At 70.6% G+C, this 22,410-nt stretch carries 30 protein-coding genes; 13 read left to right on the plus strand and 17 right to left on the minus strand.

Annotation, left to right across the window (positions count from 1 at the left end; translation table 11 throughout):
• The 5 genes from ACZ7OI_RS36620 to ACZ7OI_RS36640 all read right to left on the minus strand — a co-directional run.
• A partial coding sequence (locus ACZ7OI_RS36620; RefSeq protein WP_470268672.1) for a hypothetical protein occupies positions 1–212 on the minus strand: 212 nt, incomplete at its 3' end.
• 99 nt (positions 213–311) lie between these two features.
• The gene (locus tag ACZ7OI_RS36625) at positions 312–1,052 is read right to left on the minus strand and encodes an ApeA N-terminal domain 1-containing protein (protein WP_470268673.1); all 741 of its coding nucleotides are present in this window, start codon (positions 1,050–1,052) and stop codon (positions 312–314) included.
• Positions 1,053–1,581: 529 nt separating this feature from the next.
• The gene (locus tag ACZ7OI_RS36630; protein ID WP_470268674.1) at positions 1,582–2,481 is read right to left on the minus strand and encodes a hypothetical protein; all 900 of its coding nucleotides are present in this window, start codon (positions 2,479–2,481) and stop codon (positions 1,582–1,584) included.
• 103 nt (positions 2,482–2,584) lie between these two features.
• Positions 2,585–3,139 (minus strand): hypothetical protein, encoded by a 555-nt coding sequence (locus tag ACZ7OI_RS36635; RefSeq protein WP_470268675.1) that lies wholly within the window; start codon positions 3,137–3,139, stop codon positions 2,585–2,587.
• Positions 3,140–3,217: 78 nt separating this feature from the next.
• Positions 3,218–3,664, minus strand: coding sequence for a hypothetical protein (locus ACZ7OI_RS36640; protein WP_470268676.1), 447 nt, complete (start codon positions 3,662–3,664; stop codon positions 3,218–3,220).
• A gap of 229 nt (positions 3,665–3,893) precedes the next feature.
• On the opposite strand from ACZ7OI_RS36640, the gene ACZ7OI_RS36645 reads away from it, so the two are divergent.
• Positions 3,894–4,304, plus strand: coding sequence for a hypothetical protein (locus tag ACZ7OI_RS36645; protein WP_470268677.1), 411 nt, complete (start codon positions 3,894–3,896; stop codon positions 4,302–4,304).
• A gap of 104 nt (positions 4,305–4,408) precedes the next feature.
• Here the strand turns inward: ACZ7OI_RS36645 and ACZ7OI_RS36650 are convergent, their stop codons facing one another.
• Positions 4,409–4,654, minus strand: coding sequence for a type II toxin-antitoxin system RelE family toxin (locus ACZ7OI_RS36650; RefSeq protein ID WP_470268678.1), 246 nt, complete (start codon positions 4,652–4,654; stop codon positions 4,409–4,411).
• Positions 4,651–4,992: a DUF6247 family protein gene (locus ACZ7OI_RS36655; protein WP_470268679.1), complete on the minus strand. Its 342-nt coding sequence runs from the start codon at positions 4,990–4,992 to the stop codon at positions 4,651–4,653. The genes ACZ7OI_RS36650 and ACZ7OI_RS36655 overlap by 4 nt, the downstream gene beginning before the upstream one ends.
• A gap of 246 nt (positions 4,993–5,238) precedes the next feature.
• On the opposite strand from ACZ7OI_RS36655, the gene ACZ7OI_RS36660 reads away from it, so the two are divergent.
• Positions 5,239–5,520, plus strand: coding sequence for a hypothetical protein (locus ACZ7OI_RS36660; protein WP_470268680.1), 282 nt, complete (start codon positions 5,239–5,241; stop codon positions 5,518–5,520).
• Positions 5,521–5,697: 177 nt separating this feature from the next.
• Here the strand turns inward: ACZ7OI_RS36660 and ACZ7OI_RS36665 are convergent, their stop codons facing one another.
• The 5 genes from ACZ7OI_RS36665 to ACZ7OI_RS36685 all read right to left on the minus strand — a co-directional run bounded on the left by ACZ7OI_RS36665 (position 5,698) and on the right by ACZ7OI_RS36685 (position 9,802).
• On the minus strand, positions 5,698–6,411 hold the full coding sequence (locus ACZ7OI_RS36665; protein WP_470268681.1) for a hypothetical protein: 714 nt from the start codon (positions 6,409–6,411) through the stop codon (positions 5,698–5,700).
• A 407-nt stretch (positions 6,412–6,818) separates the two neighbouring features.
• The gene (locus ACZ7OI_RS36670; protein ID WP_470268682.1) at positions 6,819–7,100 is read right to left on the minus strand and encodes a hypothetical protein; all 282 of its coding nucleotides are present in this window, start codon (positions 7,098–7,100) and stop codon (positions 6,819–6,821) included.
• A gap of 628 nt (positions 7,101–7,728) precedes the next feature.
• Positions 7,729–8,211, minus strand: a complete 483-nt coding sequence (locus tag ACZ7OI_RS36675) for a hypothetical protein (RefSeq protein WP_470268683.1) — start codon at positions 8,209–8,211, stop codon at positions 7,729–7,731.
• 156 nt (positions 8,212–8,367) lie between these two features.
• Positions 8,368–8,793: a hypothetical protein gene (locus ACZ7OI_RS36680; protein WP_470268684.1), complete on the minus strand. Its 426-nt coding sequence runs from the start codon at positions 8,791–8,793 to the stop codon at positions 8,368–8,370.
• 148 nt (positions 8,794–8,941) lie between these two features.
• Positions 8,942–9,802, minus strand: a complete 861-nt coding sequence (locus ACZ7OI_RS36685) for a phosphotransferase (protein WP_470268685.1) — start codon at positions 9,800–9,802, stop codon at positions 8,942–8,944.
• A gap of 74 nt (positions 9,803–9,876) precedes the next feature.
• Here ACZ7OI_RS36685 and ACZ7OI_RS36690 point away from each other — a divergent pair, with 74 nt between their 5' ends.
• Positions 9,877–10,479, plus strand: a complete 603-nt coding sequence (locus ACZ7OI_RS36690) for a hypothetical protein (protein WP_470268686.1) — start codon at positions 9,877–9,879, stop codon at positions 10,477–10,479.
• A gap of 145 nt (positions 10,480–10,624) precedes the next feature.
• On the opposite strand, the gene ACZ7OI_RS36695 is transcribed toward ACZ7OI_RS36690, so the two are convergent.
• Together ACZ7OI_RS36695 and ACZ7OI_RS36700 are read right to left on the minus strand one after the other, a co-directional pair.
• Entirely contained in the window at positions 10,625–10,879 is a 255-nt protein-coding gene (locus ACZ7OI_RS36695) for a hypothetical protein (protein WP_470268687.1), read from the minus strand.
• A 97-nt stretch (positions 10,880–10,976) separates the two neighbouring features.
• Entirely contained in the window at positions 10,977–11,747 is a 771-nt protein-coding gene (locus ACZ7OI_RS36700; protein WP_470268688.1) for a GntR family transcriptional regulator, read from the minus strand.
• A gap of 162 nt (positions 11,748–11,909) precedes the next feature.
• Here ACZ7OI_RS36700 and ACZ7OI_RS36705 point away from each other — a divergent pair, with 162 nt between their 5' ends.
• From ACZ7OI_RS36705 to ACZ7OI_RS36750, 10 genes are all read left to right on the plus strand, one after another.
• Positions 11,910–12,779: an RNA polymerase sigma factor gene (locus ACZ7OI_RS36705; protein ID WP_470268689.1), complete on the plus strand. Its 870-nt coding sequence runs from the start codon at positions 11,910–11,912 to the stop codon at positions 12,777–12,779.
• A 150-nt stretch (positions 12,780–12,929) separates the two neighbouring features.
• Positions 12,930–13,190: a hypothetical protein gene (locus tag ACZ7OI_RS36710; RefSeq protein ID WP_470268690.1), complete on the plus strand. Its 261-nt coding sequence runs from the start codon at positions 12,930–12,932 to the stop codon at positions 13,188–13,190.
• Positions 13,187–13,981, plus strand: a complete 795-nt coding sequence (locus ACZ7OI_RS36715) for a hypothetical protein (RefSeq protein ID WP_470268691.1) — start codon at positions 13,187–13,189, stop codon at positions 13,979–13,981. The genes ACZ7OI_RS36710 and ACZ7OI_RS36715 overlap by 4 nt, the downstream gene beginning before the upstream one ends.
• Positions 13,978–14,337, plus strand: coding sequence for a hypothetical protein (locus ACZ7OI_RS36720; protein WP_470268692.1), 360 nt, complete (start codon positions 13,978–13,980; stop codon positions 14,335–14,337). The genes ACZ7OI_RS36715 and ACZ7OI_RS36720 overlap by 4 nt, the downstream gene beginning before the upstream one ends.
• Positions 14,338–14,482: 145 nt before the next feature.
• A complete protein-coding gene (locus tag ACZ7OI_RS36725) occupies positions 14,483–15,154 on the plus strand; it encodes a hypothetical protein (protein ID WP_470268693.1) in 672 nt (223 codons plus the stop codon).
• 102 nt (positions 15,155–15,256) lie between these two features.
• Positions 15,257–15,658, plus strand: a complete 402-nt coding sequence (locus tag ACZ7OI_RS36730) for a PadR family transcriptional regulator (protein ID WP_470268694.1) — start codon at positions 15,257–15,259, stop codon at positions 15,656–15,658.
• A gap of 147 nt (positions 15,659–15,805) precedes the next feature.
• Entirely contained in the window at positions 15,806–16,135 is a 330-nt protein-coding gene (locus ACZ7OI_RS36735) for a hypothetical protein (RefSeq protein ID WP_470268695.1), read from the plus strand.
• A gap of 76 nt (positions 16,136–16,211) precedes the next feature.
• Entirely contained in the window at positions 16,212–17,483 is a 1,272-nt protein-coding gene (locus ACZ7OI_RS36740; RefSeq protein ID WP_470268696.1) for a tyrosine-type recombinase/integrase, read from the plus strand.
• A 156-nt stretch (positions 17,484–17,639) separates the two neighbouring features.
• Complete coding sequence (locus ACZ7OI_RS36745) at positions 17,640–17,948, plus strand: hypothetical protein (protein ID WP_470268697.1); 309 nt, start codon at positions 17,640–17,642, stop codon at positions 17,946–17,948.
• Positions 17,949–18,067: 119 nt separating this feature from the next.
• The gene (locus tag ACZ7OI_RS36750) at positions 18,068–18,916 is read left to right on the plus strand and encodes a hypothetical protein (RefSeq protein WP_470268698.1); all 849 of its coding nucleotides are present in this window, start codon (positions 18,068–18,070) and stop codon (positions 18,914–18,916) included.
• Here the strand turns inward: ACZ7OI_RS36750 and ACZ7OI_RS36755 are convergent.
• The 3 genes from ACZ7OI_RS36755 to ACZ7OI_RS36765 all read right to left on the minus strand — a co-directional run bounded on the left by ACZ7OI_RS36755 (position 18,884) and on the right by ACZ7OI_RS36765 (position 22,254).
• Complete coding sequence (locus ACZ7OI_RS36755; protein WP_470268699.1) at positions 18,884–20,074, minus strand: JmjC domain-containing protein; 1,191 nt, start codon at positions 20,072–20,074, stop codon at positions 18,884–18,886. The genes ACZ7OI_RS36750 and ACZ7OI_RS36755 overlap by 33 nt on opposite strands.
• A gap of 76 nt (positions 20,075–20,150) precedes the next feature.
• On the minus strand, positions 20,151–20,297 hold the full coding sequence (locus ACZ7OI_RS36760) for a hypothetical protein (protein ID WP_470268700.1): 147 nt from the start codon (positions 20,295–20,297) through the stop codon (positions 20,151–20,153).
• 337 nt (positions 20,298–20,634) lie between these two features.
• Positions 20,635–22,254: a hypothetical protein gene (locus ACZ7OI_RS36765; RefSeq protein WP_470268701.1), complete on the minus strand. Its 1,620-nt coding sequence runs from the start codon at positions 22,252–22,254 to the stop codon at positions 20,635–20,637.
• Between the last annotated feature and the right edge of the window lie 156 nt (positions 22,255–22,410).

Below are 22,410 nucleotides of genomic sequence, written 5' to 3' on the forward strand. Positions count from 1 at the left end.
ATCCCCTCCGCCATCGGCGGCGCGGACTCGGCGTCGAGTTCGGTCACGGTCAGCCGGAACCGCCCGCCGCGCAGTGTTTGCAGCTGCCACCACTCCGCAAAGCCCCCGACCTCGCTCCTCACCGGATACCTCGACTGCGGCAAGGAGTACGGCACCTCGACCACGTAGGTGTCGCCGATCCGCACATCCCGCGTCCGCACGTCCTCCAGCATGCGCCGACCCCGCACCCCCGCACCAGCACGACCGCGGCCATCCCTGACCAGGAACAAACTCTTACTTTGCGGCTCGGGTCAGCTTCGGGAGTCCCGGGCCTAGACGGAGGATTCGTCGCGGCCGCCGATCTTGACGCTGGCGAATGTCACAGGTTGAGGCTTGCCGGTGGCGAAGGATGTCAGTTCGGCGACCGGGCGGACGTAGGTCGTCATCCACTCCCGAAGCGGCCGAGCCCTGCCGGTCACCGTGATGACTGGCGTCGTGGTGAACGAGAGTTTGTACAGCTGCGGTCCGGTGGACGACGCCAGGTAGTGCATCCTCAGTGTGTCGCCGTCTGCACCAGTCCATTCCTGAGCGGAATCAGCGTTCCATGTCCCGCCGAAGGATGCACCGTCGTCGAATTGCGTGATGTACCGGTAGGTCTTGAGCGGGGTTGTGCCGGACAGCTCGGTCAGGCCGCCTGCTTGAAAGGTGATCTCGTCGAAGACCAGGTCGGTATTCTCACGCAGTCTCGGCCCGACGACGGCGAGTTCGGCCAGCAGCAGGGACTGCCCCGGTGCCTGATGGGAAACGTGAGCCTCGGGAAACACGACGTCGAGGTTGTTGCGCAGTTCCCCGCGGACCACCCCGTACGGCTTGATGCTCGGCTCCCACACGGTCCACGACGGATCGATCTTCGCTGTGATGTCCGCCGAAGGCGGCTCGGCCGGCAAGCCGTAGGCCATGCCGGTGACGTTCTCCGCGCCTGCCAGCGTCAGCACGCCGGACACCGACGAGCCGTCGGCGAGTCGCCACTCAAGCGGATACTCACCGGCGGGCAGCAGCGGATGCCTGTTCACTGCGGCACCTCACTGCCAGCCGACAGCGCTTCGTCCGAGAAAAAAGACGAACGTCCACGAAGTGGCGTTTTCCCTTCCGCACGGCGTGTTTCGCCGGAGAGCGGACATCGGATCCGTTAGCGCCATCTCAAGCCTCCACTGCAGTGCGCTGGTCGTGGTCGCGCGCCGCCGCCTGGCCAGCGCGCACCTGACGACCCCGGCGCGGAGAGCGAGAAGTGCTTTGGTGGGCCGGTCGCTGGTTGCCTGAGGTGCAGGGACGGGCGACCGGCCTAGCCACCGCCAGCGAGGATGCGCGGCACAGCCACGGTCGCGCAGGCAGCACGACGACGCTAGCACAACGTGTCTCCGGGGCACCGGTTTCACGAGGCAGCGCAACCAGAACAGCGAACGAATCCCGCAGGGGCGTTCTTCTGTCCATTGAGGATGGCACGACCAGGCCGCCCGGGGGCCGTCGAGACCGCGAGCGCGTGAAACGCATGAGCCTTCCCGCCGACCTCGGCCTGCAATCGTCAGTAGGCGCGGGTCTCGGTCAGCTGCGCTGGTACAGCAGTGAGCCCATGACGGTGAGGGTGGTCGAGGTGAACTCGCCGGGCGGGTACAGACGCCCGCCGAGGACCGCGGTGTAGGCGGCCAAGGCGTGCAGGGCGACCAGATCGCCGTTCGCGCCGTCGCCGAACGCGTCGGCCGCCTGGCCGGGGTTGCCGTCGAGGAAGTGGTCCAGCGCGGCCACGACCGCGAGTTCGTGATGCGGCGGAAGGGCCATGCCCAGCTGGGACAGGACCTCGGCCCGGAGCTCGTCCACCCGCAGGCGAGCACCGACGGCTTCGCCCTGCTCGGTGAGGAACGCGGTGAACCGGATCGTCTCCTCGATCGCCTCGCCGACCAGGTCGGTCGCGGCGACCTGCCCTGCGATCCGTTCCACCCGGTCCCGCTCCTGGTCGAGGTAGCCGCCGATCAGGTCGAACACCAGCGCGCCGACCGACCCGCGCCGACCGGCACTGCGCTCGTCCGGCTCGGCACCGTCCCGCGCAACCTCGCCCTCCAGCAGGGATTCCGCGCCGACCTCGAAGTCGGCCTTCGCGTGCAGCGCCTCGATCGTGTCGCCGCGGCGCTGCGCGGCCAGCTCCAGCAGGCGTGTGTAGGCGGGTTCGAGCTCGGCGACCCTCGCGGCGAACTCGGCCACGCCGGGCGCACCGGGATGCGAGCGCTGCCAGCGGGCCGCTTGTTCGCGGCAGAAGCCGTGGTCGGCGGCACCGTCGCGGTAGACCTGCTCGACATGGTCGAGGGTGGCGCTATCGAGGCCGTACTGCGGCGCCCCGCGCAGCAGCCGTTCCTGCTCGGCGGCGCCGTCGAGCATCTCGGTCACCACGTTCGCCAGCACCGGCAGCATCTCGATCGGCTGCCAGGTCGGCTTGCCCCGCTCGCTCATGCCGCACAGCATTCCAGCCCCGTCGCCCTCGCAGGACCGTGGGCGGCGAGTGAGCCCTGGGCAAGCTTCCTCATCGAAGACGACGACCTCGACTGACCCGCCGTCACCGCGCCACAGCGGGGATTCCGAGGTCCAGTACCGCGTCCGGCGGCAGGCCGTGCTCGAGCAGGCGGAACCGGTCGGCTTCGTAGGCGTGGATCGCGGCCGCGCAGCGGGCCCGGCGCGTCACCAAGGCCCGAAACGCCTCGGTGATAGCGATCCCCAGGTAGGCCTTCCCTCCGCCGGCTCCCCAGGCCGGGTCGACCGCGACGCCGTCAGGAGTGGAACACCACGCGTGCTCCATCACCTGGAGACTCTCGCCCACTTCGGCCAGCGCGTAGCCCTCGACGTAGGCCAAGCCCCGGCGGCGGGCGAGGCGGGCGGACGCGGCGTAGCAGACCTGCATCGCGTCCGGGTCGGCTTCGCCGTCTGCGGGCGCGGCGAACCACCGGCCCTCCGCCAGCAGCAGGTCGAACAGCGTGGGGTGACGCCAGCCCCGTTGGATGCCAGCCGCACGGTACGGGGCGGCGTTGTCCTCCAGCCACGCGAGAAGACGCCGCTGGAACGGATCGGGCGTCGTCCCAGCCGTCATCGCCAGGTCGCTCCGAGCGCTGTCCATGTCCGGTGATGATCCGCCGTTGCGGGCAAATCCGCGACCTTCCCCCGGCGCCTGGCGGCCGGGGTCGGCGCGGACCGCTCAACGGCCTCCGGGCAGGTCCCGGGGATTGCCGGTGCCGCCGGGATCCTGTTCCGTCGCCGACGACGGCGCGCTCGGCCCGGCGGCGTCGGCGCGGGCGAGCACGTCGAACTCCTCGAGGAGGCGCGCGGCCTCGGCGACCCTGGCGCGGGTGGTCCGGGCCAGCTGGCGCAAGACGTCGCGTCCCGCGACCTCGGCGACGATGCCGTCCGGGGTGCAGGCCAGGCTCTCGGCTTCCCAGTTCTGGGTCGCGGTCTTCACCCCGGCGACGGTGCAGGCGGCGTGCAGTTCCCAGCGGCTGTCGTGGCGCTGGTTCGCGGTGACGGCGAAGCTCATCGGGCCGTGCGTGCAGGCGCCGCCGTAGCCGCCGAACCCTTTCCGCGATGGTCCCCACGTCCAGAACGCCGGCGGGGGAACGGGAACGGGCGGCAAACCGGGTTCGGTCATGGCGTGCGGGGCTCCTCTCCGGCGGCGGAGCCGACAGCCTGCCTCATGACGCGATCGCAACGCCACCGGCGTGCGGCGTGGCGCGTTGAAACCCGCTGTTCCGCGTGTCGTGTGTGCGGTTTGGCTTGCGGTGCAACGACAACGGGCGACACCCCCGTCGTGCGGGTCAGGACGGCGCGGGGTTCACTCGGTCGGGGAACCCGGTGGATGGTGCGTACTGTGGCCGCTCATGGACACGACCGAATCCGGCCGGTTGTCGGCGGCGCAGCTGATCGTCGGCATCGTGGGAGTGGTGCTGTCCGGCGGGGCCGCGAGCCTGTACATCGGCTGGCGGCTCACCCACGGGCAAGCGCCGATGACGCCGGTCATCGCCTACGCCGGGACGACGACGCTGCACCTGGCGTCGCTGGCGGGGTTGTGGACTCTGCGGGCGAAGGATTCGCAGCCTCCGTCGTCCCTGCGCCCGACGCTGCTGGTCGGCGCGGCGGTCATCGGCGTGTACGCGGCCCTCGGCTTCCATGCGATGCACCCGGCGAGTCCGGCGATCGGCCCGGTCTACGGCGGTGCTACCGCGGCGATCGGCCCGCTCTACGCAGGGATGCTCCTGCCCCGCGGGCACCGTCGGCCCGCCGCGCAATGACCGTTCGGCGTGCGGGAAGACACGCGCCGGTCTGCGGCGCGGGGGGTGCTGCCCGCAACGACGTCGTCTCCCGCGTCTCAACGCATCGCGGCCGCCCGCGAGGGTCAGCCGGCCCAGGTGAGGAACAGCATGGTCACTCGCACGATGTCCCGCTCGCCGATCACGTACTGGGCGTCGCCGAAGCGGCCGAAGCTCGCCCGCCACGAGCCGTCGGCCTTGTCTTCCCTGCCCGCGTTCCACGGGTTGTCGGCGAGCTGCTTCTCCAGCCCGGCCAGCGCACGCTGGCCTTCCGGGGGCAGGGTTTCCTTCTGCTCGGCGGCGCGGGTGGTGTAGCGGACTTCGTAGCTCATCGGTGCTCCGGCGCGAGATCGGACTCGTCGCCGGCGCGCAGGCGCTCGATGACGGGGCCGGTGTACTCGCCGATCTCCGGGTTGAGGTGGCGCAGCGCCTTCCCGTGCCAGAATCCGACGACCTTGTGCACGGGCTCCAGGTCGAAGCTGTCCTCGGCCTCGGTCATCGCGTTGATGAACTCGCGCTCGAACTCCGCGAGGTCGTCCGCGTCGGTGGCCCTCAGCGCCGCGCGGACCGCCGGGCCGGAGCGCTCGAACGTGACCCGGGGCCGGTGCGGGGGCCGGTCGGGCGAGTCGTCGACGACCAGGCCGGGGATGTCGCGGGCGGTGACGGTCATGGTTCCCGATTGTGCCGCACCCGCCGATGCCGGGTAAGGACCTGTCAGCGTGGTCGTGGCGGTCGCGGCGCACCGGGCGGGTAATCAGGTCCGCCAACATCCTCGCCGCGACCGACGCCGGGGGCACGGAGCAGGAGCGCCTGCTGATCGAATGGCCGCACAACACGCGGATTTGGAGCGATACCGCCGAGATCAGGCTGGCGGCAGTCTGACCACGCCGCCGAATCACAGAGGGAGAATCATTCCATGACGCAGCCTCACCCCGACTTCTTCGTCCTGCGCGGCCTGATCGCCGATCACGACAACTCGAGCGGAAACAGCCCCGACCAAGCCGGGAAGGTTGCCGGCTTCGACAATGTCGCCCTGCGGGCAGCGGCAGGCTCTCGTGCTCAGCAGATGATCGAGTGGTACGGAACGTTGAGGAAGACGCTGAAGGCGGAGCAGATCGACGAGCTGACAGAGTTTCTTACGGCGATGTGGAGGGACGGATTTGCGGTCGGTGCCCGTTCCCGGATGCCCTCCGCCTGAGCCCCCGAAGAGCACGGGATCGACGCCGTGCTCGACCTCGCGATCCCGGTCAACCTCCGCGTTGCGCACGTGCCGCTGTTCGGTCCCCGGCGGGGAACGGCGTACGGGATCCTCGAATGCGAACTGGCTGCGCTACGAGCCGGATTCCCTCTTCGTCCCCCAGGACCACGTCGAGTGCTACGCGTGCGCCTGCAGAAACTCGTCCCACGCGTCGGTCCCGTTGAGTTCGATCACGCGTCCCGCCATGTGCAGGAACGCCGCGATGACCAGCACCGTGCGCGCGTCGCAATCGGCGACCACCGCGGCCGCGGCCTGGTTGGTCGGCGAGGTGCTCAGGGGCGGAAGCGTCGGGTTGTCGGGGATCATCTGCACCTGGTCGTAGGCGTCGCCGGTTTTCGCCAGCTCCTCGTCCGCGAGCTTCCACAACTCGCGCGAGCGCTGGTCGCCAAGTATCCCCGCGACTTCCGCCCTGGTCTCGGGTGCGTCAGGCAAATACCGGCGCTGGATGGAAGCAAGCCACTGCGCGCCGAGAGTGAGGATGTCGCGCAACCCGCTGGGAGACAGCTCTTCCCACACGGTGATGTCGGCGTCGGCGGCAAGTTGCCGGGCGGTGCCGTCCAGCGACAGGTCAACGCCGCCGCCGTCGTCCGGCGGAGTTTCCGCGAGCTGCGCGGCGATCCGGCGGGCCAGGTAGACATCGGCGGCTTCGATCAACTGCTGCCGGTAGCCGACGATCGCGTTCACTGCCCCGAGGGTGTGCGCGGCCTTGCGCATTTCGGGCGGGAGCCCGCCCAGATCGGCGAAGTCGACCACGTGCACCCCCTCGTGCTCGTGTCCTGCGGCGATCTCTCGGATCAGCGCGTTCAGGTCGAAGTCGTCAGGCTCGGGCACGGAAAAGCTCCCCTGGGAGTGGTGACTCGGCGCGCCCATCCTGGCAGCCCGGTGCGATCCCGGGCCGGGAAGGTGGATCCTCCAACGCGCGCGACTCGAGAAGGGCGGCTGGATGCCCAGAACTCGTCGGCCGGGTCCGCGGCGGGCAGGGTCCAGGTTCGGGCGACGACCAGCAGCAGGGCGGCTTCAAACCTGTCCTGGCATGAACACGTCGCGCGCCGACTGCGTCCGCCGGATCCGTTGCGGCGAGGTCGCGGGTCGCCGCTGTCAGGCGTTCCACAATGGACGAAGCAGGAACCGGCGTATTCTCGCCGCCGAGCGGGTCCGGTGCCCCGGCGGCAACGCCCGCACACCGCCCTTCCCGGGCTCGGGATCGGGCAATCGCGAGCCTGGCGGCGGGGCGTGCGCTACCCGAGCGCGTCGGCGGTGGCCGGGTCGTAGGACCAGAACGTCTCGGGCGAGCGCATCCGGCGGTGCGGCGTCGGGGTTCCCGGCGGCAGCGCCCTGGTGGGCTTCGGATCGCACAGGACGGCGGCCGCAGTGGTCAGCAGCGGCGCGACCTGACGGAACGCCGCGGCGTCGAGCGGTTCGGCGGTGCCGATGCCCCGGAGCCGGACCAGGGCGTGCTCGGCATCCGCCGCCCGAGCAGCAACCCCGCCACGACCGCACCGGCACCGGCCAGCGCCCACGCCTGCCACATCACCCTGCCCCCTCGCCCCGCCGCGCACCTTGCCGCCGCGGTGATCAACCCGAACGTACCCGCGCCGCCCGACGACTCGCGGACGCAACGCCCGGGCACCTGGCGTGGGCGGAAGCCGTATGCAGTGAGCCGGACGAGACCGCTGGTTTCACAGTCCGATGTTCCTCAAACGCCGAATACGTCGCGTGAGTGTGCGCAACACCCTGACCCCTTGCCCGAGCCCGCCGGTTCCCCTCCGACCGGCCGCACCGTCGCCGACGCCGTCGACGACCTCGGCGTCACCCTGCACGAACGCTGGCCCCCGAAACGGCGGTGAGCCACCGTCGGACCGCAACGGCTCGGCCGGCCGAGCGCGGGCCGCTACAGATCCGGCTCCAAGTCGTCGTCCATACCGTTCTCCTCCTCGTCCTCCTCGCCGACGCTGGGACGCGGCCGGGGGCGCGACGGAGCCGTGTGGCCGCGGCGACGCGATCGGCTGGCGTTGCTGCGATCGCTGAAACCGGAGGTGCTGGCCGTGGAGGAAATCGTCGCTTCGGATCCGGACCCGCATGCGAACGCGCAGTTGTCCTGCGGCTGTCGTCTTCGGGCAAGACCGCCTGCTGATACTCGGAGTCCGATCATCGGAGCACCGCCAGCAGTGCGGCTGCCACGCCCAGCGCCAGGTGGTGCAGTGCCTGGTCGGCGACGTACATCCCGGAAACGCCGCCGGCGTCGAGCCGGGCGAACTGCCGTGACCCGGTCTGCTCCAGGATCCACCGCACCGGCCAGCGACGATCCAGCAGCGCATGCGTTGCGACCGACCATGCCAGCGCCGACGCTATGCTCGCCAGCGACCACTGCACCGGCAGCACCAGCCAGGCGAGAAGGCCCAGGACGAGCAGGGTGAGGTGGTACTGGCCCACGTGGGCCAGATTCGCCCGCCATCCCCGGCGTGGATTTGCTCCCGCAGCGACCTCCTCCGGGGTCGGAGCGCCCTTTTCCTTTGCCTGCCAATCGCACTGGCCGGTCACATGGTCGGCCACGTTGTGGCCCACCAGCAGCAGGAACCCGGTCGCCGCGAACGTGGTCAACGTCGTCAGCTCGTCGATGGTGGCCGTCACGCGCCGCACCGGCCTTCCGCGTCGGCCGCCACCGCGCACGGGCACTCAGGCCGCACGGCCTCCGCGGGGCCGCTCGAGTTTTCGGTCATGCGCATAACCGTGGCTCGCCGTCCGGTGCGGCACTGTCTTCGAGAAGACGTTCAGAAGTGAGGTGCCTCACGCGTCGATGCCGGCCGCGGACCGCGCCCCGGTCGGCCGGGGGCGTCGATCAGCGGGTGCCGGCCAGCACGGGGCTAGGGTCGTTGCGTCGGCGCGGTAGCCGTGCTGTCGGTAGGTCTCCGCAAGGCGTCGTTGAAGGTCGGCGGCTGCGCTCGCGCCGACGCCCGGGAGTTCGGCGTCCGGGTAGAATCCCAGCGTGCGGCAGGCGTGCAGCGCCAGCTCGCCGAAGTCCGGGAGGGGCCGGCGTTCGTAGTCTCGGATGTCCAGGGAGATGCGGGAGAGGCTGGTGGCTTCGATCGAGGAGACCAGCTCTCGCATCCGGGTCTCGTCGGGTCCCTCGGTCCAGGCCATCCGCCAGCCGCCGCCTGCGGCGGGAAGCACTTTCACCACGGTGTTGGCCTGTTGCTCGAGGTCGAGCCGCAAGAACACTGCGTGCCGTTCTGCGTCCAGTTTCGGTTCCCCGCCTCGCGTTCCGGTGGTCGTGCGGCCACTCCAGCGACAGAAGGCGTCCGCGCCGCCGGGCGCGAACGCGTCCCGGCGCGAGCCTGCGCCGAGAGCGGGAAGGGGGCGTTCAGCCGCCGAGGGATTCGAGTTGGGCGAGGCGCCGGTAGCCGTGCGCGGCGAAGTCGGACAGGTCCGTCGCGTGGGAGTACACCAGCACTCCGCAGGTGGTCCACAGCCGCACGGTCCGCATGGCCTCGGGCCAGGGAGCGATCGGCGCGGCGTGCCGTTCGTAGCCGGCGAAGAACGCGTCCCGCTGCCGCCGGTCGGGCAGCCCGTCGAGGTCGAGGAGCTTGCCGAAGTCGACGATCGGCTCTGCGGCCTGCACGTTTTCCAGGTCGAAGAGAACGGGAACGCCGCCGGTCTGCCCGACATTGCGCCAATGGAAGTCGCCGTGGATCAGCACCGGGTCGCCCGGCAGTTCGGCGGGGCCGAACCGCGCGTGCAGGGCACGGACGCGGTCGGCGGCCGCCGGGTCGGCGTCGGCGAGGTCGTCGGCGCGGCGGGCGATCTCGGCGTCGAGGTCGTGCTCGGCGAAACCCTCGGTGTCCCCGGCGGTTCCGGCGTGCAGACGGCCCAGCATCTCTCCGACGCAGGCTAGATTGCTCGCGGTCGGCGCGAACGGCTCCATGTCCAGCCATTCGTAGCTGATCCACCACCGGCCGGGCCCGAGCGATCCGTGGTCCAGCAGCCGCGGGGTGCGCACCAGCGGCTCGACCTTCGCCGACGCGGCGATCGCCCGGCTCCAGTAGCCCTTGTCGTCGAAGACTTTCACGAACAGCGGGTCGCCCGGCGGAGCCGCTGCCCGGAAGTGGACGTTGTGGTACGCGCGGGAGTCTCCGAGCAGCACGACGTCCCGGGCGAGGATCCGGCTCAGGGCGTCGGCGGCCGGCCGGTACTGCGCGGCCGGGTGCGCTTCGTCGTCGGGCACGCCAGGATTCTCTCAAGGCCGGCTTCTCCCCTTCGCCTGCCTGGCCGAGACCGACGAGCAGAACACGAGGAACCATGAACGACCCGAAGATCCAGGTCATCGATCTGAGCGGCGATCCCTGGGCACGCTGGCGCGAACCGGTGATCGCTCCCGGCCCGGCCGCACGTTTCCGCTCTGCCGCCTACCGGCTCGTGGACGCCTACCTGGACTTCCCCGACGGCATCCACGCCCGCATCCCGGAGCGGACCGCCGCCGTCATCGGCGAGGTCGACGCGCACCTCTACCGCGGCGTCATCGTCGCCGCGTCCGACCTGCTCCGCACCTGGCGCAGCATCGCCGTCGACCACGGCGGCTGGGAATTCGACGCCGAGGAGACCCACCGCGGCACCGCCGACGTGCTCGCCCGCAGCCAGCTCTCCCCGGTCCGCGAGTACGCGCTGGCCGTCCTGGAAGCCCAGCTCGCCACGGCCCGCGCGCCGCAGGACACACCTCCGGTGGTGCGCACCGCGGCCGGAGACCTCGTCGCAGACGGGGACGTGGACCTCGGCGAACTGCACACAGCCGCCGCGATGGCCGCCTGGCAAGGGTCGTGGACCCTGGTCGACCAGAACCAGCTGCGCTCGACCCTGCGCGACCAAATCCGGCTCGCCGACCAGGCCGCCAACGAGAAAGGCTGACCGCTCGCCCTTGCAAGGGCCGGCTGTCGATGTCCGAAGTGCACTGCACGGATGTCTGAATTCCCGTGCACGCCTCATGGTCTGCTTCTAGCGCACCGCATCGCAGTCGTCCGATAGCGTCATCCCGGCGTCGGTTTCGTGGCGTTCACGCGCTCGGGTCGGGGTCGACGGCGCGGATCCGGGCGACGACGCCGTTGACGATCGCCTTGAGCCGCGGCCGGCGGGCCGGGGCGATCGGGAACCACTTGCGGTCGGCTTCCAGTTGGACCTTTTCGCTGGCGCCGGTTTCGCCGTAGCGGCGGTTGGTGTAGGCCAGCAGTTGGCGGGCGACGTCGGACTCGTTCGCAACGGCGGCTGATGACAGCGTCCTTAACTCCAGGGCGTCTCCGTGGAGGTCCACAAAGGACCGGTGCGCCGGTGGAGTCGACGACGTACCCGGCCCTGGGCAGGCTCTGCGGCGTCGGAGTGCCGCGGCTGCCGGAGCGGCATCGCGCGCCTCATCGTTCGGGAGCGGCGGATTCCGAGCGCTCGAGCTGATACCCGATCTCGTAGCGGTCGGCCCGCACGATGGTTTCGTTGACCTCGCACACCTGCATGGCGGGGCTGCGGGCGATGCGGCGAAGCCGCAGCACCGGCGTGCCGGGCGGCATCGTCCGCCAGAGTTTGCGCTCCCGGTCCGACGGCGCACGGGCGCCGATGCGCTCTTCCCAGATCAGCGGGCCGTACCCGTTCTCTTCCATCCGGTCGTAGATCCCGCCCGGCCCGGTGTCGGCCTCGCCCAGCACCGGGATCCGCTCGACCAGCCACGGCGGCACGTAGCTGATCGACACGTGGTTGGGTTTTCGGGTCTCCTGGTCGCCCATCACCCGGTCGCGGTTCACCACGGGCTGTTCGGGTTCGGTGCCCAGCAGTCCGACGAGGTCGAGGGGCGGGGGCGCGGTGCGGACGAGCGGTTCCTCGACCGCTACCCAGTGCTCGGCGAGCGGGTCGAAGTAGTACCCGCGTTCGTCCCGGTAGACGAGGCGTTTGCGCACGATCAGTTTGCGGGGCAGCTGCGCGCGCACGACGGTGCCGCGCCTGCGGAACGACTCGACCAGGCCCTCGTCGGCCAGTACCTTGATCGCCTTCTGCACCGTCGCGACCGCCACGCCGAACTGCTCGGTGAGGTCGACCAGCCGCGGCAACGTGCTCCCGGGGGGATACGTGCCGTCGAGGATTCCGGTCCGCAGCACTCCCGCGATCGCTTCGTACGCAGGCTGGTCGGCCATCCACACGTCCCTTCCGAAACAAGTCCCGGCTATTTGTACTAGTAATATTGCGCACCGTCGCACATCGTGCAATCCTCGGATAGTACTAGTAATAACGTTGCGTAGTCACCGGCCGGTACGTCGCAGCTCACGTCGTGCATCACGTCTCGTGGGGAGTTTGCCGTGCGCACCATCGTGTCCTCCGGCTCCAAGCCGGCCACCGCCGTCCCTGTCCAGCGCGCCGCCGCGCGCCGGGCATGGACTCAGCCTCACCTCCGCCGGATCGGGCCCGGCACCCCGGACCCGGCCGCGCCGTCCGCGAAGTCCGACGCCGACCTGATCGCCGACGTGCGGGCCCGCGAACTCGGCTCCTACGGCGAGCTCTTCCTCCGGCACCGGAACGCGGCGGTCAACCTGGCGCGGCAGCTCGCCCGCGGCGACATCGAAGCCGACGAGCTGGTGTCCGAGGCGTTCGCCAAGGTGCTCGACGTCCTGCTCGCCGACAACGGACGGGGCCCGGACCGCGCCTTCCGCGCATACCTGCTGACCGTGCTGCGCCACATCGCCTACGACAAGACCCGCCTCGCCCGCAGGATCGAGCTCGCCGAGGACGTGGAGACCGCCGCGATCGAGTCCGGAAGCCCGGAAAGGATCTCCGAGCCGTTCCGCGACACCGCCGTCGAGGCGCTGGAGCGCACCCTGGCCGCCCGGGCGTTCGCCCGGCTGAGGGAGAGGTGGCAGGAAGTGCTGTGGCACACCGAAATCGAGAGCCTGGCCGCCAGCACGGTCGCTCCGCTGATGGACCTGTCCGCGAACGGGGTGTCCGCGCTCGCCCGCCGCGCCCGCGAAGGCCTGCGCCAGGCGTACCTCCAGGAGTGCCTCGCCGACCCGGAAGCCCGGCCGCGCGACTGTCGCCGGGCCGCGAGCAACCTCGGCGCCTGGACGCGCGACGGACTCTCGAACACGGAAACCGAGTGGATCGGCATTCATCTGGGCCACTGCCCGACGTGCCGCGGCGCGGCGGCCGAACTGCGCCAGGAGCTGCGGGCCTGACCACACGTGACCCGGGCGTCCGCCGGAGGTGTGCAGTCGTCGCTGCCCCCCGGATCCCGCCCTTGGTCACCACCTCTCGCCCGTCAGGAACACCACCGAGCCAGGGATGAATTCTGCACACAACCCATACGCCCGAAGGAGAAACGCCGGATGACAAGTCGAACTGAAGCCGTCGCCAACGCCCTGCGCTGGGCCGAGGCGGCCGAGGAACACGCCCTGCTGCAGAAGGATGCCAGCGATCTCGCCGACATTGCCCACAGGGAGAAGGAAAACTGGCTCCCTGCCGGAGTCGCTGCCGACAAGCACGGCAAGAGGAAAGACGGCGCACGCCAGATGGCAATGATGTGGGCCGCTGTCGCCCAAGCAATGGGGCCCGGCGCTGTCGAGCACGAGGAGGGTCTGCCGGAATGACCGCCGAACCGCTGCCGTACTGCGCGCGGATCGTGCGCCCCGGCCACGACACCCTGTACCTCGGGTTCGCGGACGCAACCCAGGCCAGAATGGCGGCCAACAGCCTGGACAGCCAGCTCGCGGACACCGCGCACATCCCGCACACCGCGACGGAGCACGGCCCGACCCCGGCCGGGGTCGAGGTGATTCCGCCCCTGTCCGGAGGAACGGCCGAGATCGCTGACGCGATCGTCCGGGAATCACACGTCGGCGACGTCCCGGCCCGCTTCCCGGACGTGTTTGCTCGACTGCGAGCCCAGTTCGGCTACGAGGAAGCGTGCGAAATGCAGCAGGCCGCGCTCGCCTTGCTCGACATGGAAGACGAGGAAGACGAGGAAGACAGCGAGGCGGAGCAGCTGCGCCGGCAGGTGGCGGAGCTGGACGCGCGGCTGCGGTCGGTCTATCTCGACCGGCTGGACCTCCTCGCGGTGCTCGCCGCCGACCCGGCCCTGCACCCGCGGCTCGCGCTCGACGCTGACGGCCAGCCCGGCTTCCGCACCGTGCTGTTCCTGACCGACCCCGACGTCGGCCAGATGTCGTTTCATATCGCCGACGTCGACCTCTCGCTGGTCCAGCACGTGCCCTGGGCAGCCGACGGCGACCCGTACGCGACCTGGGACGGCAGCGACAAAAACGCTGTGCGCGCCCGGCTTCGGGAGCTGGCCCAGCGCCGGGCCGTCGCCGCCTGCCTCGCGTTCCGGCGCACCGATACGACGCAGGCCGACGCTGACGCCGAAGAGACGCGTGCGTGAGCGCGGTTCACGAACTGCTGAGCCGACGCAGCGATCTCCAGCTGGAGTTCGTTCGACACCGTCGCCGCGGCCGCGTGCACGTGGTCGTCCCGCGCGACCCGGACACCAGGCAAGAACTGGTGCCGACGGCCGAGCTCGGCGAGGAGGAGAAGTTCCAGGGCGCCTTAGCCCTCGTGCGGAAGGCCACGCCGACACTCTGCGGCCGCACCGTGCTCGTGTACTTCGACGGCAAGACCGGCGACCACGAGATCGTCGACACCTTCGCCGACAACGACCTGTGCGGGAGCTGCCACCGCGTTCTCGGACCGGAGCACGCCGCCCGCGCCTTCGAACACCCGACACTGCTGCCATCCTGATGTCGGTTGGCCTGCGCAATGTTCCGGCTTTCCGCCGAAACCAACCCTCGTGGTGCTCTCGTCGGCGCCGACGGCGCGACGGCCGCCCCAAATCACCCCCGACTCGGCCCAGCGAAGAACGAGAATGCGAAAGGCAGGGAGCACGGTGACCGGCAAAGAAGGATGCTTCACTATCGTCGGACAGGACGGCGAGGTCCGCGCCGTCAAACCGATCCCGGGAGCTGAGGCGGCGGCAAACATGCAGACACCCGACCTGGACCCTGAGAGCGCGGCAGCGTTCGCGAATGTCACGCCGGCAGATCCGCCGAAGATGCTCGACGCCGCCCGACTGCTCGCTGAGCTGCGCACGCAGCACGGCATCGCAGACGACGTGCCGATCATCGTTGTCGAGGACGAGACCGCCGTGCTCCGGCGCGTCGGCCTTCCAGGCGAACGCGGCGGACCGGGCAAGGCCGCTCACGCCGCGCACGTCGACGTCCCCGACGGCGCGGTCGTCGTGGACGTCGATCCCGGCCCGCCGACCCTGCTGGTCACGTTCGCCGAGAAGACCGACAAGTCCGTGCCGAAGCCGTACTACGTGCTGCCCGGCGGCCGGATCGGGCGACAGGACAAATGGAAGGGCCGCCCGTCCCAGCTCGCGGGGTTCCAGCGCGACGCCAACGCCGCGCACGTCGACCTGACGATCGAGGACGTCTACGCCGACCTCGGCGCGGCCGCCGGCACGTACGCGGTGCTCGTCCACGCCGACGGCGAAACGGCCGTCCAGCCCGACCCGATCGAGTCCGTGCAGGTCCACAAAGGACCGGTGCAGCCGTGAGATCGGCTCTCGCCGCGGGCGTCTGCCTGCTCGCCACCTCGCCCGTCGACGTCACGTCCGACTGACCACGCTGCCCAACTCCGGCCGCCAAGGGAGCCTCCTGTGAACAAGAACAAGGCGCTGGCCAAGATCGGCGCCACGATGCTGCAGAACCCTGACGCGCGGCACTTCGGCTACCCGCTCCGCCGGGCATCCGGGGTGCGTTCCGCAGCCATGTACCGGACTTTGACGCGAATGCTCAACGACGGATGGGTCTCCGACGGCTGGGAAGACCCCCGGACCCTCGCCGAGGGGGAGAAACCGCGCCGCTACTACGTCCTGACGGCCGCAGGCCAGGAAGCGCTTGCCGACGTCGTGGCCCACCGCCTCCCCTCGTTTTGGGTTCAATTCGTCGCGGTGTTCCGCCGCCGCACTCCCGCCTTCTCCGGCGAGAGGACGCACACGGCCGACCTGATAGCACGCCGCTGGCGCGCCCTGCGCGACCGGAAACCGAGGCGGCGATAACGTCCTCTCCCCCACATCGAAACCGACGAGAAGAAGCCAGCCGCCATTCGAGCCCCCGGCCCCGCGCGCGTTGGCAGCGGCGAAGACAGCCGCCGACGGAATGCGCCGTGGTGAACCCGGCCTTCAAGAACGGAAAGGATCGTCGTGATGCAGAAACAGACCGCGCCGCGACGCTGGTGGAACGGGCTGCGGTCCCGCCAGCGCGAGGTGATCCGGGCCGGGGCGTTCTGCCTGGCATGCCTCGCGCTGTTCGCTGTCGGCCTGCTGCTGGCGCCCTTGCTCTGGCCGGGTGCGCTGCAGAACGAGGAAGCCCGCGGTGCGGCGGCGCTCGCGGGAATCGTGGTCGGCGTGGCCGCTGCCCTGGGAGGGACGCTGCTCAGCCACCGCGGCGAGAACCGCCACCAGCGCACGTACGGCACGACGTCTGTCGTCAGCCTCGCCCGCGGCGCCGATCGGAACGAGGCGCGGCATGACTGACGGACACTGACACAGCAGTACCGCGAAGTCCCGACGTCCACCGCGAACGCGCACCCCGGCTCCGAGGAGGAAGACCGTGAGCACCAGCCTCGTACTGGCCGAACCGGCGTTCGTGCAGGAATACCCGGAACTGCAGAACACCGGCGTGCCGGACTGGCTGCCATTCGCGCTGGAGCAGACCGTGAAGTGGCTGACCCTGAGCTACAAGGGCAGCCACAGCAAAGGCGGCAGCGAGAACACCACCAAGAACTACGCGATCGACCTGGGCGTGCCGCGGGCGATGCAGACTTGGCGCGAGCCGGTCACCGGCAACAAGCGCGGGCGCCCTTCACCCGGCCCGCGGCCCCAGTCGTTCCTGCGCTGGTGCGCGGCCGTCGACGTCAACCCGTTCACCGACGTCGACGTAGACCTCGCGCACGCATGGACGCGGTACAGCCGGTTCTGCGGCGACGCGGACACCACGCTGCACCGCCGGGTCGGCGCGATCAGCGCCTGGTACTCGGCCATGCGCCGCCGCGAGCACACCACGATCGTGTTCGCCGACCTGATCACCCGGCAGGACCGCGACAATCTCGGCGTCACCGCCGTCCCGGCCTCGCCGACCGTGGCCGCGCCGCTGGCCGTAGTGCAGGCAGTGCAGGTCGCCGCACTGCTGGACCCCTCGCCCCTGCGGACCCGCAACCGCGTGATCGCCGAGCTGCTGCCCGGCACCGGCCTGCGCGCGGCCGAGCTGTGCAACCTCGACCTCGACGACCTGCACCGCCCCGGACCCGGCGGCGTCCCCGCGCTCTACGTCCGCGGCAAGGGCGGCAAGTTCCGCTGGGTCGCGCTCGACGAGCACGAACTCGCGCTCATCGACGACTACCTGCCCGACCGGATTCCTCCGGACACCGGCACCGACGTCGCCCTCGCCGGACAGGTCGGCAACCGGCCCGCCGTGTCGCAGCCGCTGCTCACCTCGAGCACCGGACGGCGGCTGTCGACGCAGGCGATCACCCACCTCCTCAACCGGCTCAGCGGCCTGCTCGACCCCGCATCCGATCACCCCATCGTCGCCGAAGCCGCGCTCGTGCTGGCCGATGCCGGACGGCTGCACCCGCACCAGCTCCGGCATGCCCACGCCCAGGAGGCGAACGACGCCGGTGCCTCGCTCAACCAGATCCGGCTGCAGCTCGGGCACGCGTCGCTGGCCACGACACAGCTCTACCTCGACAACAGCATCAACCTGCGCAAATCGACCTCCGTGGTGGTCTCCCGCCTCATCCGCGAAGGGGTCGACCTCAGCACCCTTCCCGCCGACGGCATCCGGCTGCGCGACCTCCCCGACCTCGAACACCAAGAATCCTGACGAGTAGTGCTGCAAGTCGATCCGGAACGTGGAGCCCGGCATCCGTCGCGCGCGGCAGGCTCAACCGACGCAGCGCAGTACGCTGACGACAGACGACCGTGCGTCGGCTTCTGCGCACGCGCGTTCTCTTCAGGCACACCATGAACAGGAGCGTCAATGATCGACCCGATCAGCCTCGGCGTCGGGGGCGGCCTCCTCGCCGCCGGCTGGATCGTCGGCCGTTTCGCTCGTCTGCGCGCACGTCGGAACTCGCCGCAGAACACGCTCCCGACCTGCACCTGTTCCCACCCGCTGTCCAGCCACGGCAAGGACGGGCAATGCCGCGCCACCGTCACCCGTGCCAACCAGTGGAACAGTGTCGGAAAACCGGTCTCGTTCGAGCACGTGGTGTGCGACTGCCAGCAGTACGTCGGCCCGCCCTCCGAGGAAATACTGATGCTCCGACCCGCAGGCGGATGGCGTTGACAGAGGGACAACTCTCCCCGTTGCGATCATCATTGTCAGGAGGAAAGCATGGCCATGACGACCGTGGCGACACCGGCCATCTCGGTCCGGCTGGGCGAACGCCCCTGGCGTGATTCCGCATGGGTCCGGTGACTGCGGCGGTGTCGCTGATCGACGTCCGCACCGCCGAGCACGGCGACGTCCTGGACCACGTCGAACGGGCGCTGGGCGTGCGGCTGGTCCGCGATTCCGTGCGGTACGGCGAATCCGGCGCGTCCGAGGGGTTCGCGACCGACCACGGCCGGTGGGTGCGGATCGAGCGGAGGGGGATGCACCGCGAGGGCGGGCAGTCCTGGATCGGGCTGGAAGAGGCCGACACGATCAGCGGAGTCCGCAGGCCCGCGTGGTTCCAGTCCTGCACGTGGTGCGACCCCGCGCGCGGCGCGGTGTGGCGCGCGGACGAGGTCGAGCTGATCACCGCCCCGGCCGTGGCCGAGCCGCCGGCCGCGTTCGCGCTCCCCGCGCAGTGGTGGGCGGAGCTGCGCCTCTCGCTGAACGTCCTCGGCGTGCACCCCACGCGCCGGGTCGGCATGTCGCAGGAGCACGTCACACGTCGGATCGAGGAGGTGTTCGGGCGCGGCCTGGACACCGCGGTGCACGACTGGTCGACGGCGCACACCGATCTGCACTGGGGCAACGTGACGACGGACGGGACGATTCTCGACTGGGAGGACTGGGGGCGGGCTCCGCGCGGGCTGGACGCCGCGACGCTGTGGCAGTCCTCCCTGCCGGTGCCCGCGCTTGCCGACCGGGTGCGCGCCGAGTTCGCGTCCGATCTGGACACCCGGGCCGGGAAGCTGGCAATGCTTCTCCAGTGCGCGAACACGATCCGGGCCGCCACGCGGCGCGGCTCAGAGACGGCGCTGTCCGGCCCCGCGCGCGCTGCTGCCGAACGGCTACTCCCCGAGCTGCTCGAACCCGGCCCGTAGCTCGGGCGTGAGTTCCGCGCAGATTCCCCGGTCCACCAACCGCCGGGCGACGGCGCGGGCCGCACCCGTCTCGGCGTGCAACTGCTCGACGTTCACCGGGTTGCCGGACACGAGACGGCGCAGCGCGGGCTCGGCCTTCGGCTGGAAGTCGATCTGCCTCCCGGCCGCGTACACCGACACCATGTCCTCCTGGACCACGACCCTGGGCGGGAAGTCGGTCAGGCACACCACGTCGGGCACCTCCCCGAACAGCCCTCCGGTCACCACCCGCCGGCGGAGCGGTCGTTCGTCCTCGCGAGCTTGGAGGTAGACCTCCTGCGGGTACTGCGCCACCAGTTCGGCCGCGAGCGCTTCCAGCGCACCGGAATCGCCGTGCCGGTCGAGATCCTGCCGGAACCGGACGTCCTTTCTGGACTGATCGGCGATCCAGGCCAACCAGTCCGCGCCGGTCCGCTTCTGGAACCCGAACGTGGCGTGCAGCGAATACTCTGCCCCGTCGCCGGAACGGTCCGTGCGAGTCGCCTGGTGCCAGTAGCCGCGCGGGATGTGCATGACGTCGCCGGTGCGCATCGTGCCGGACCAGACGATCTCGCGCGGGCTGGCCTCGCGCCCGTCGCGATCGGCGTCGCGGTACATCGGCGCTTCCCGCGTCGGCGGCCGCACTTCCCAGGACTTCTCGCCGCCGAGCTGGACGATGATCACGTCGTGGTCGTCCCAGTGCAGGTCGAACCCGGCCGCCGTCGCCGTCGTGAGGTAGGTGTTGACCTGCACCAGCTCGCGGCTCCACCACTGCAGCGCCTGGCAGGCGATCTCCATGGCGGGATCGAACGAGTCCAGGGTGTCCAGGACGACCGTCGCGCCTTCCGTCATCAACGACGCGAGACGGTCCATGCGCGCCATCGTCCGCGCCGGCCCGCGCCGGCGCGGAACCGCCGCGGTGTAGCGGTCGGGGTGCAGTTCCTCGCCGTGCTGGAACACCCGAAGCTGGGGAAACTCCAGCGACCGGCGCATGACGAGATCCAGCAGCCTGGCCGGAGTCAGAATCCGTTGGCACAACGCGGGATCGCGCATCGCGCCGCGCGCGAACCCCGTGCCCATCGGGTCGGCGTCCTTCCATCCCAGGGCCTGTTCGACAGCGGAGACCAGAAGGTGATCCACCGGTCGCGCTCCTTTTCTCGCGTAGCAACGAAAACGGCGGCAGGCCTCCGCCTGCCGCCGTCCGATCGTCAGGCGGTCACTCCGGAATGTTCCGGCCGTCGCCGCCCTGATCGCCGTGGCCGTCGCCGCCGCCGCTTGTCGACGGGTCGCCGTGCGCCAGGTTCACCCGGTCCGACACGACCGGGAGCGGCCGATCGCCGATCACCAGTTCCTCGTCATCCATCGGGGTTTCGCTCCTTCGGATCGCGCGTTTTCCACCGCACCAGCCAGGCCATCACCCACGGTCACAGGTCAATCACCCGTCACGTACCGTACCGCGCCGAAGGGCGCCCTGAACGTGCTCGACGCAGGTTCATCCCCCTGGAGCAGCCCGCCCGGCTCAGCGCGTCATCACCGAGTCCGCCTCCGCGAACCGCGCCCTTCGGCCGGCTCGGCGGCAAGCAGGTCCAGCCCCGCGACGGTGAGGTCCCACGCGCCGTACAGTCCGTGCACGGCGAGGTGAGCCTGCACGCTGCAGCGCCAGTCCCTCTGCCCCGGCGTCGGCCGGGACGGATGTCGGGTCATGGTCCGACCCGTCCGCGCCCGGGTCCGTGACCGGGGCGGCTGTCCAGCCAGGCCAGGAGACTGCGGGGGTCGTACCAGCCTGTGCGGCCGACGTTCACCGGGACCGGCGGCTCGGGAAGCGGTCGAAGGTTGCGGGCGTTCCTCGCTATCTGTTCGGAGCGCGCTTTCCTGGCCCGGCTGAGGGCCTGGGCGACGGCGTCGCGGGTCATGCCCGCCCGCGCCGCGATCTCCTCGATGTTCTCCAGCGGGGGGAGGTCGTCGTCGGCCGCGTCGAAAGCGGCCCGGGCCGCTTCGGCGGTGGCGTGCATGGTCTGCCGCAGCGATTCGGCGATGGGGTCGGTCGACGTCCGCGAGCCCACGATCACTGTTGCTTCGCTGAGGTCCCAGACGCGGTGCTCACGCCCGTCGGAGTGGTGCACGGTGTGCTCGGTCAGGGCAAGGGTCCGCCGGGCCGTCCGGTCGGCCCCGATCGGGCGCTCGGCGCTCGCGGTCGCGACGACCTCGGCGTCGACGCGTTCGGCCCCGAGCCAGGGCATCCACACGTCCGCGCCGACGTCGTCCCGGTTGTCGGCCCTGAGGATGGAGCGCAGAAGGTGCTGCGTGGCCTCGAATTCGCGATGGCGGAACTGCCATTCGTTGACGGCGTCGCTTTTCGGGACCGAGGCCGGAGGGTCCACGCGGCCTTCGGCGAGCAGCCCGTCCGACCACGCCGCGAAGTGCATTCCGTCGCCGGCCCAGCGGGACGCGATGTGCAGCGGCCGCACTCCGGAGGCGACGCTGACCTCCCGCAGCCAATGCTCGGGGTTCCGGTCGAGGGTGTCGCGGGCCGCGACGGGGTCGACGTCGACCGACTCGGAATACACGATGCGGGTCGCGTCGTCGGGAATGACGGGCGGGCGCAGGGCGGCGATCCGGTCGATGTCGGTGATCCCGTGCCAGACGCAGCGCTGTGTCACGTCGGGCCGGACGCCGCGCGCGACGAGTTCGCCCAGTGCGCGGGCGGGCAGCGGGGGCGGCGGCTCGGGCGCGGTGAACATGAGCCATCCTCGGCTGCGCCACCAGTAGGGAGGGTGCGCGGCCAGCGCGGCGGCGTCCTCCCGCGTGGCGACGTCCCACCACAGCATCCGGAAATCGGCGGGAGCCCAGCCGCCGCGGCGCACGACCGAGGCCACCGCCCCGTCGAGCGGGTATTCGGCGGCGGGCGGCATCAGTTCCTCCAGCAGCGTTTCCGCCTCGCCGGGAGCCAGCGGGCGGCGCACGAGCAACGGCGGTTGCCGATCGGTGCTGCCGGGAGCGGCCGGGTGGTTGCGCGGCGCGGCGCGCACCCAGTCCGGGATCACGTCGGCATCGGCGGGTTCCGGAGACTCGCGGATCTGCTCGAACGTCAGCCATCCGTACTTGCGGGTCGGGACCTTCGCCCACAGCCAGCGTTCCTCGGGGTCGACGAGGACGCACAAGCCGTCGTGCGGGAGGACCCCGTGCACGTAGCGGTGAGGGATGCGGAATCCCTGAAGGCTGGGCGGGTTGTCCTCGAAGGCCCAGTAGGCGGTGACCTCCGTACGGGTCGGGACCTCCCAGCCCCGCAGGGCTTCCACGGTGATGTCCGCGAGTTGCACAGCACTCCTCCCTAAAACATGTCACAATAACTATGACATGTTTTAGGGAGGAGTGCCAGCCTGGTCGGGACACCGCGAACAGCCCCGGACAGTCCGGCAGCCCTGATGACCGGTGAACCGGCAGGCCTTCACCCGTCGCCAATCGACAGCGAGGAG

This window comes from Amycolatopsis sp. NPDC114503, assembly GCF_055633655.1.

Excerpts from the sequence above, each read along its gene's own strand:
- ACZ7OI_RS36630 (WP_470268674.1), bottom strand. The coding sequence starts at position 2,481 with ATGAGCGAGCGGGGCAAGCCGACCTGGCAGCCGATCGAGATGCTGCCG.
- ACZ7OI_RS36635 (WP_470268675.1), bottom strand. The coding sequence starts at position 3,139 with ATGGACAGCGCTCGGAGCGACCTGGCGATGACGGCTGGGACGACGCCC.
- ACZ7OI_RS36640 (WP_470268676.1), bottom strand. The coding sequence starts at position 3,664 with ATGACCGAACCCGGTTTGCCGCCCGTTCCCGTTCCCCCGCCGGCGTTC.
- ACZ7OI_RS36645 (WP_470268677.1), top strand. The coding sequence starts at position 3,894 with ATGGACACGACCGAATCCGGCCGGTTGTCGGCGGCGCAGCTGATCGTC.
- ACZ7OI_RS36650 (WP_470268678.1), bottom strand. The coding sequence starts at position 4,654 with ATGAGCTACGAAGTCCGCTACACCACCCGCGCCGCCGAGCAGAAGGAA.
- ACZ7OI_RS36655 (WP_470268679.1), bottom strand. The coding sequence starts at position 4,992 with ATGACCGTCACCGCCCGCGACATCCCCGGCCTGGTCGTCGACGACTCG.
- ACZ7OI_RS36660 (WP_470268680.1), top strand. The coding sequence starts at position 5,239 with ATGACGCAGCCTCACCCCGACTTCTTCGTCCTGCGCGGCCTGATCGCC.
- ACZ7OI_RS36690 (WP_470268686.1), top strand. The coding sequence starts at position 9,877 with ATGAACGACCCGAAGATCCAGGTCATCGATCTGAGCGGCGATCCCTGG.
- ACZ7OI_RS36700 (WP_470268688.1), bottom strand. The coding sequence starts at position 11,747 with ATGGCCGACCAGCCTGCGTACGAAGCGATCGCGGGAGTGCTGCGGACC.
- ACZ7OI_RS36710 (WP_470268690.1), top strand. The coding sequence starts at position 12,930 with ATGACAAGTCGAACTGAAGCCGTCGCCAACGCCCTGCGCTGGGCCGAG.
- ACZ7OI_RS36715 (WP_470268691.1), top strand. The coding sequence starts at position 13,187 with ATGACCGCCGAACCGCTGCCGTACTGCGCGCGGATCGTGCGCCCCGGC.
- ACZ7OI_RS36735 (WP_470268695.1), top strand. The coding sequence starts at position 15,806 with ATGCAGAAACAGACCGCGCCGCGACGCTGGTGGAACGGGCTGCGGTCC.
- ACZ7OI_RS36745 (WP_470268697.1), top strand. The coding sequence starts at position 17,640 with ATGATCGACCCGATCAGCCTCGGCGTCGGGGGCGGCCTCCTCGCCGCC.
- ACZ7OI_RS36750 (WP_470268698.1), top strand. The coding sequence starts at position 18,068 with ATGGGTCCGGTGACTGCGGCGGTGTCGCTGATCGACGTCCGCACCGCC.
- ACZ7OI_RS36760 (WP_470268700.1), bottom strand. The coding sequence starts at position 20,297 with ATGGATGACGAGGAACTGGTGATCGGCGATCGGCCGCTCCCGGTCGTG.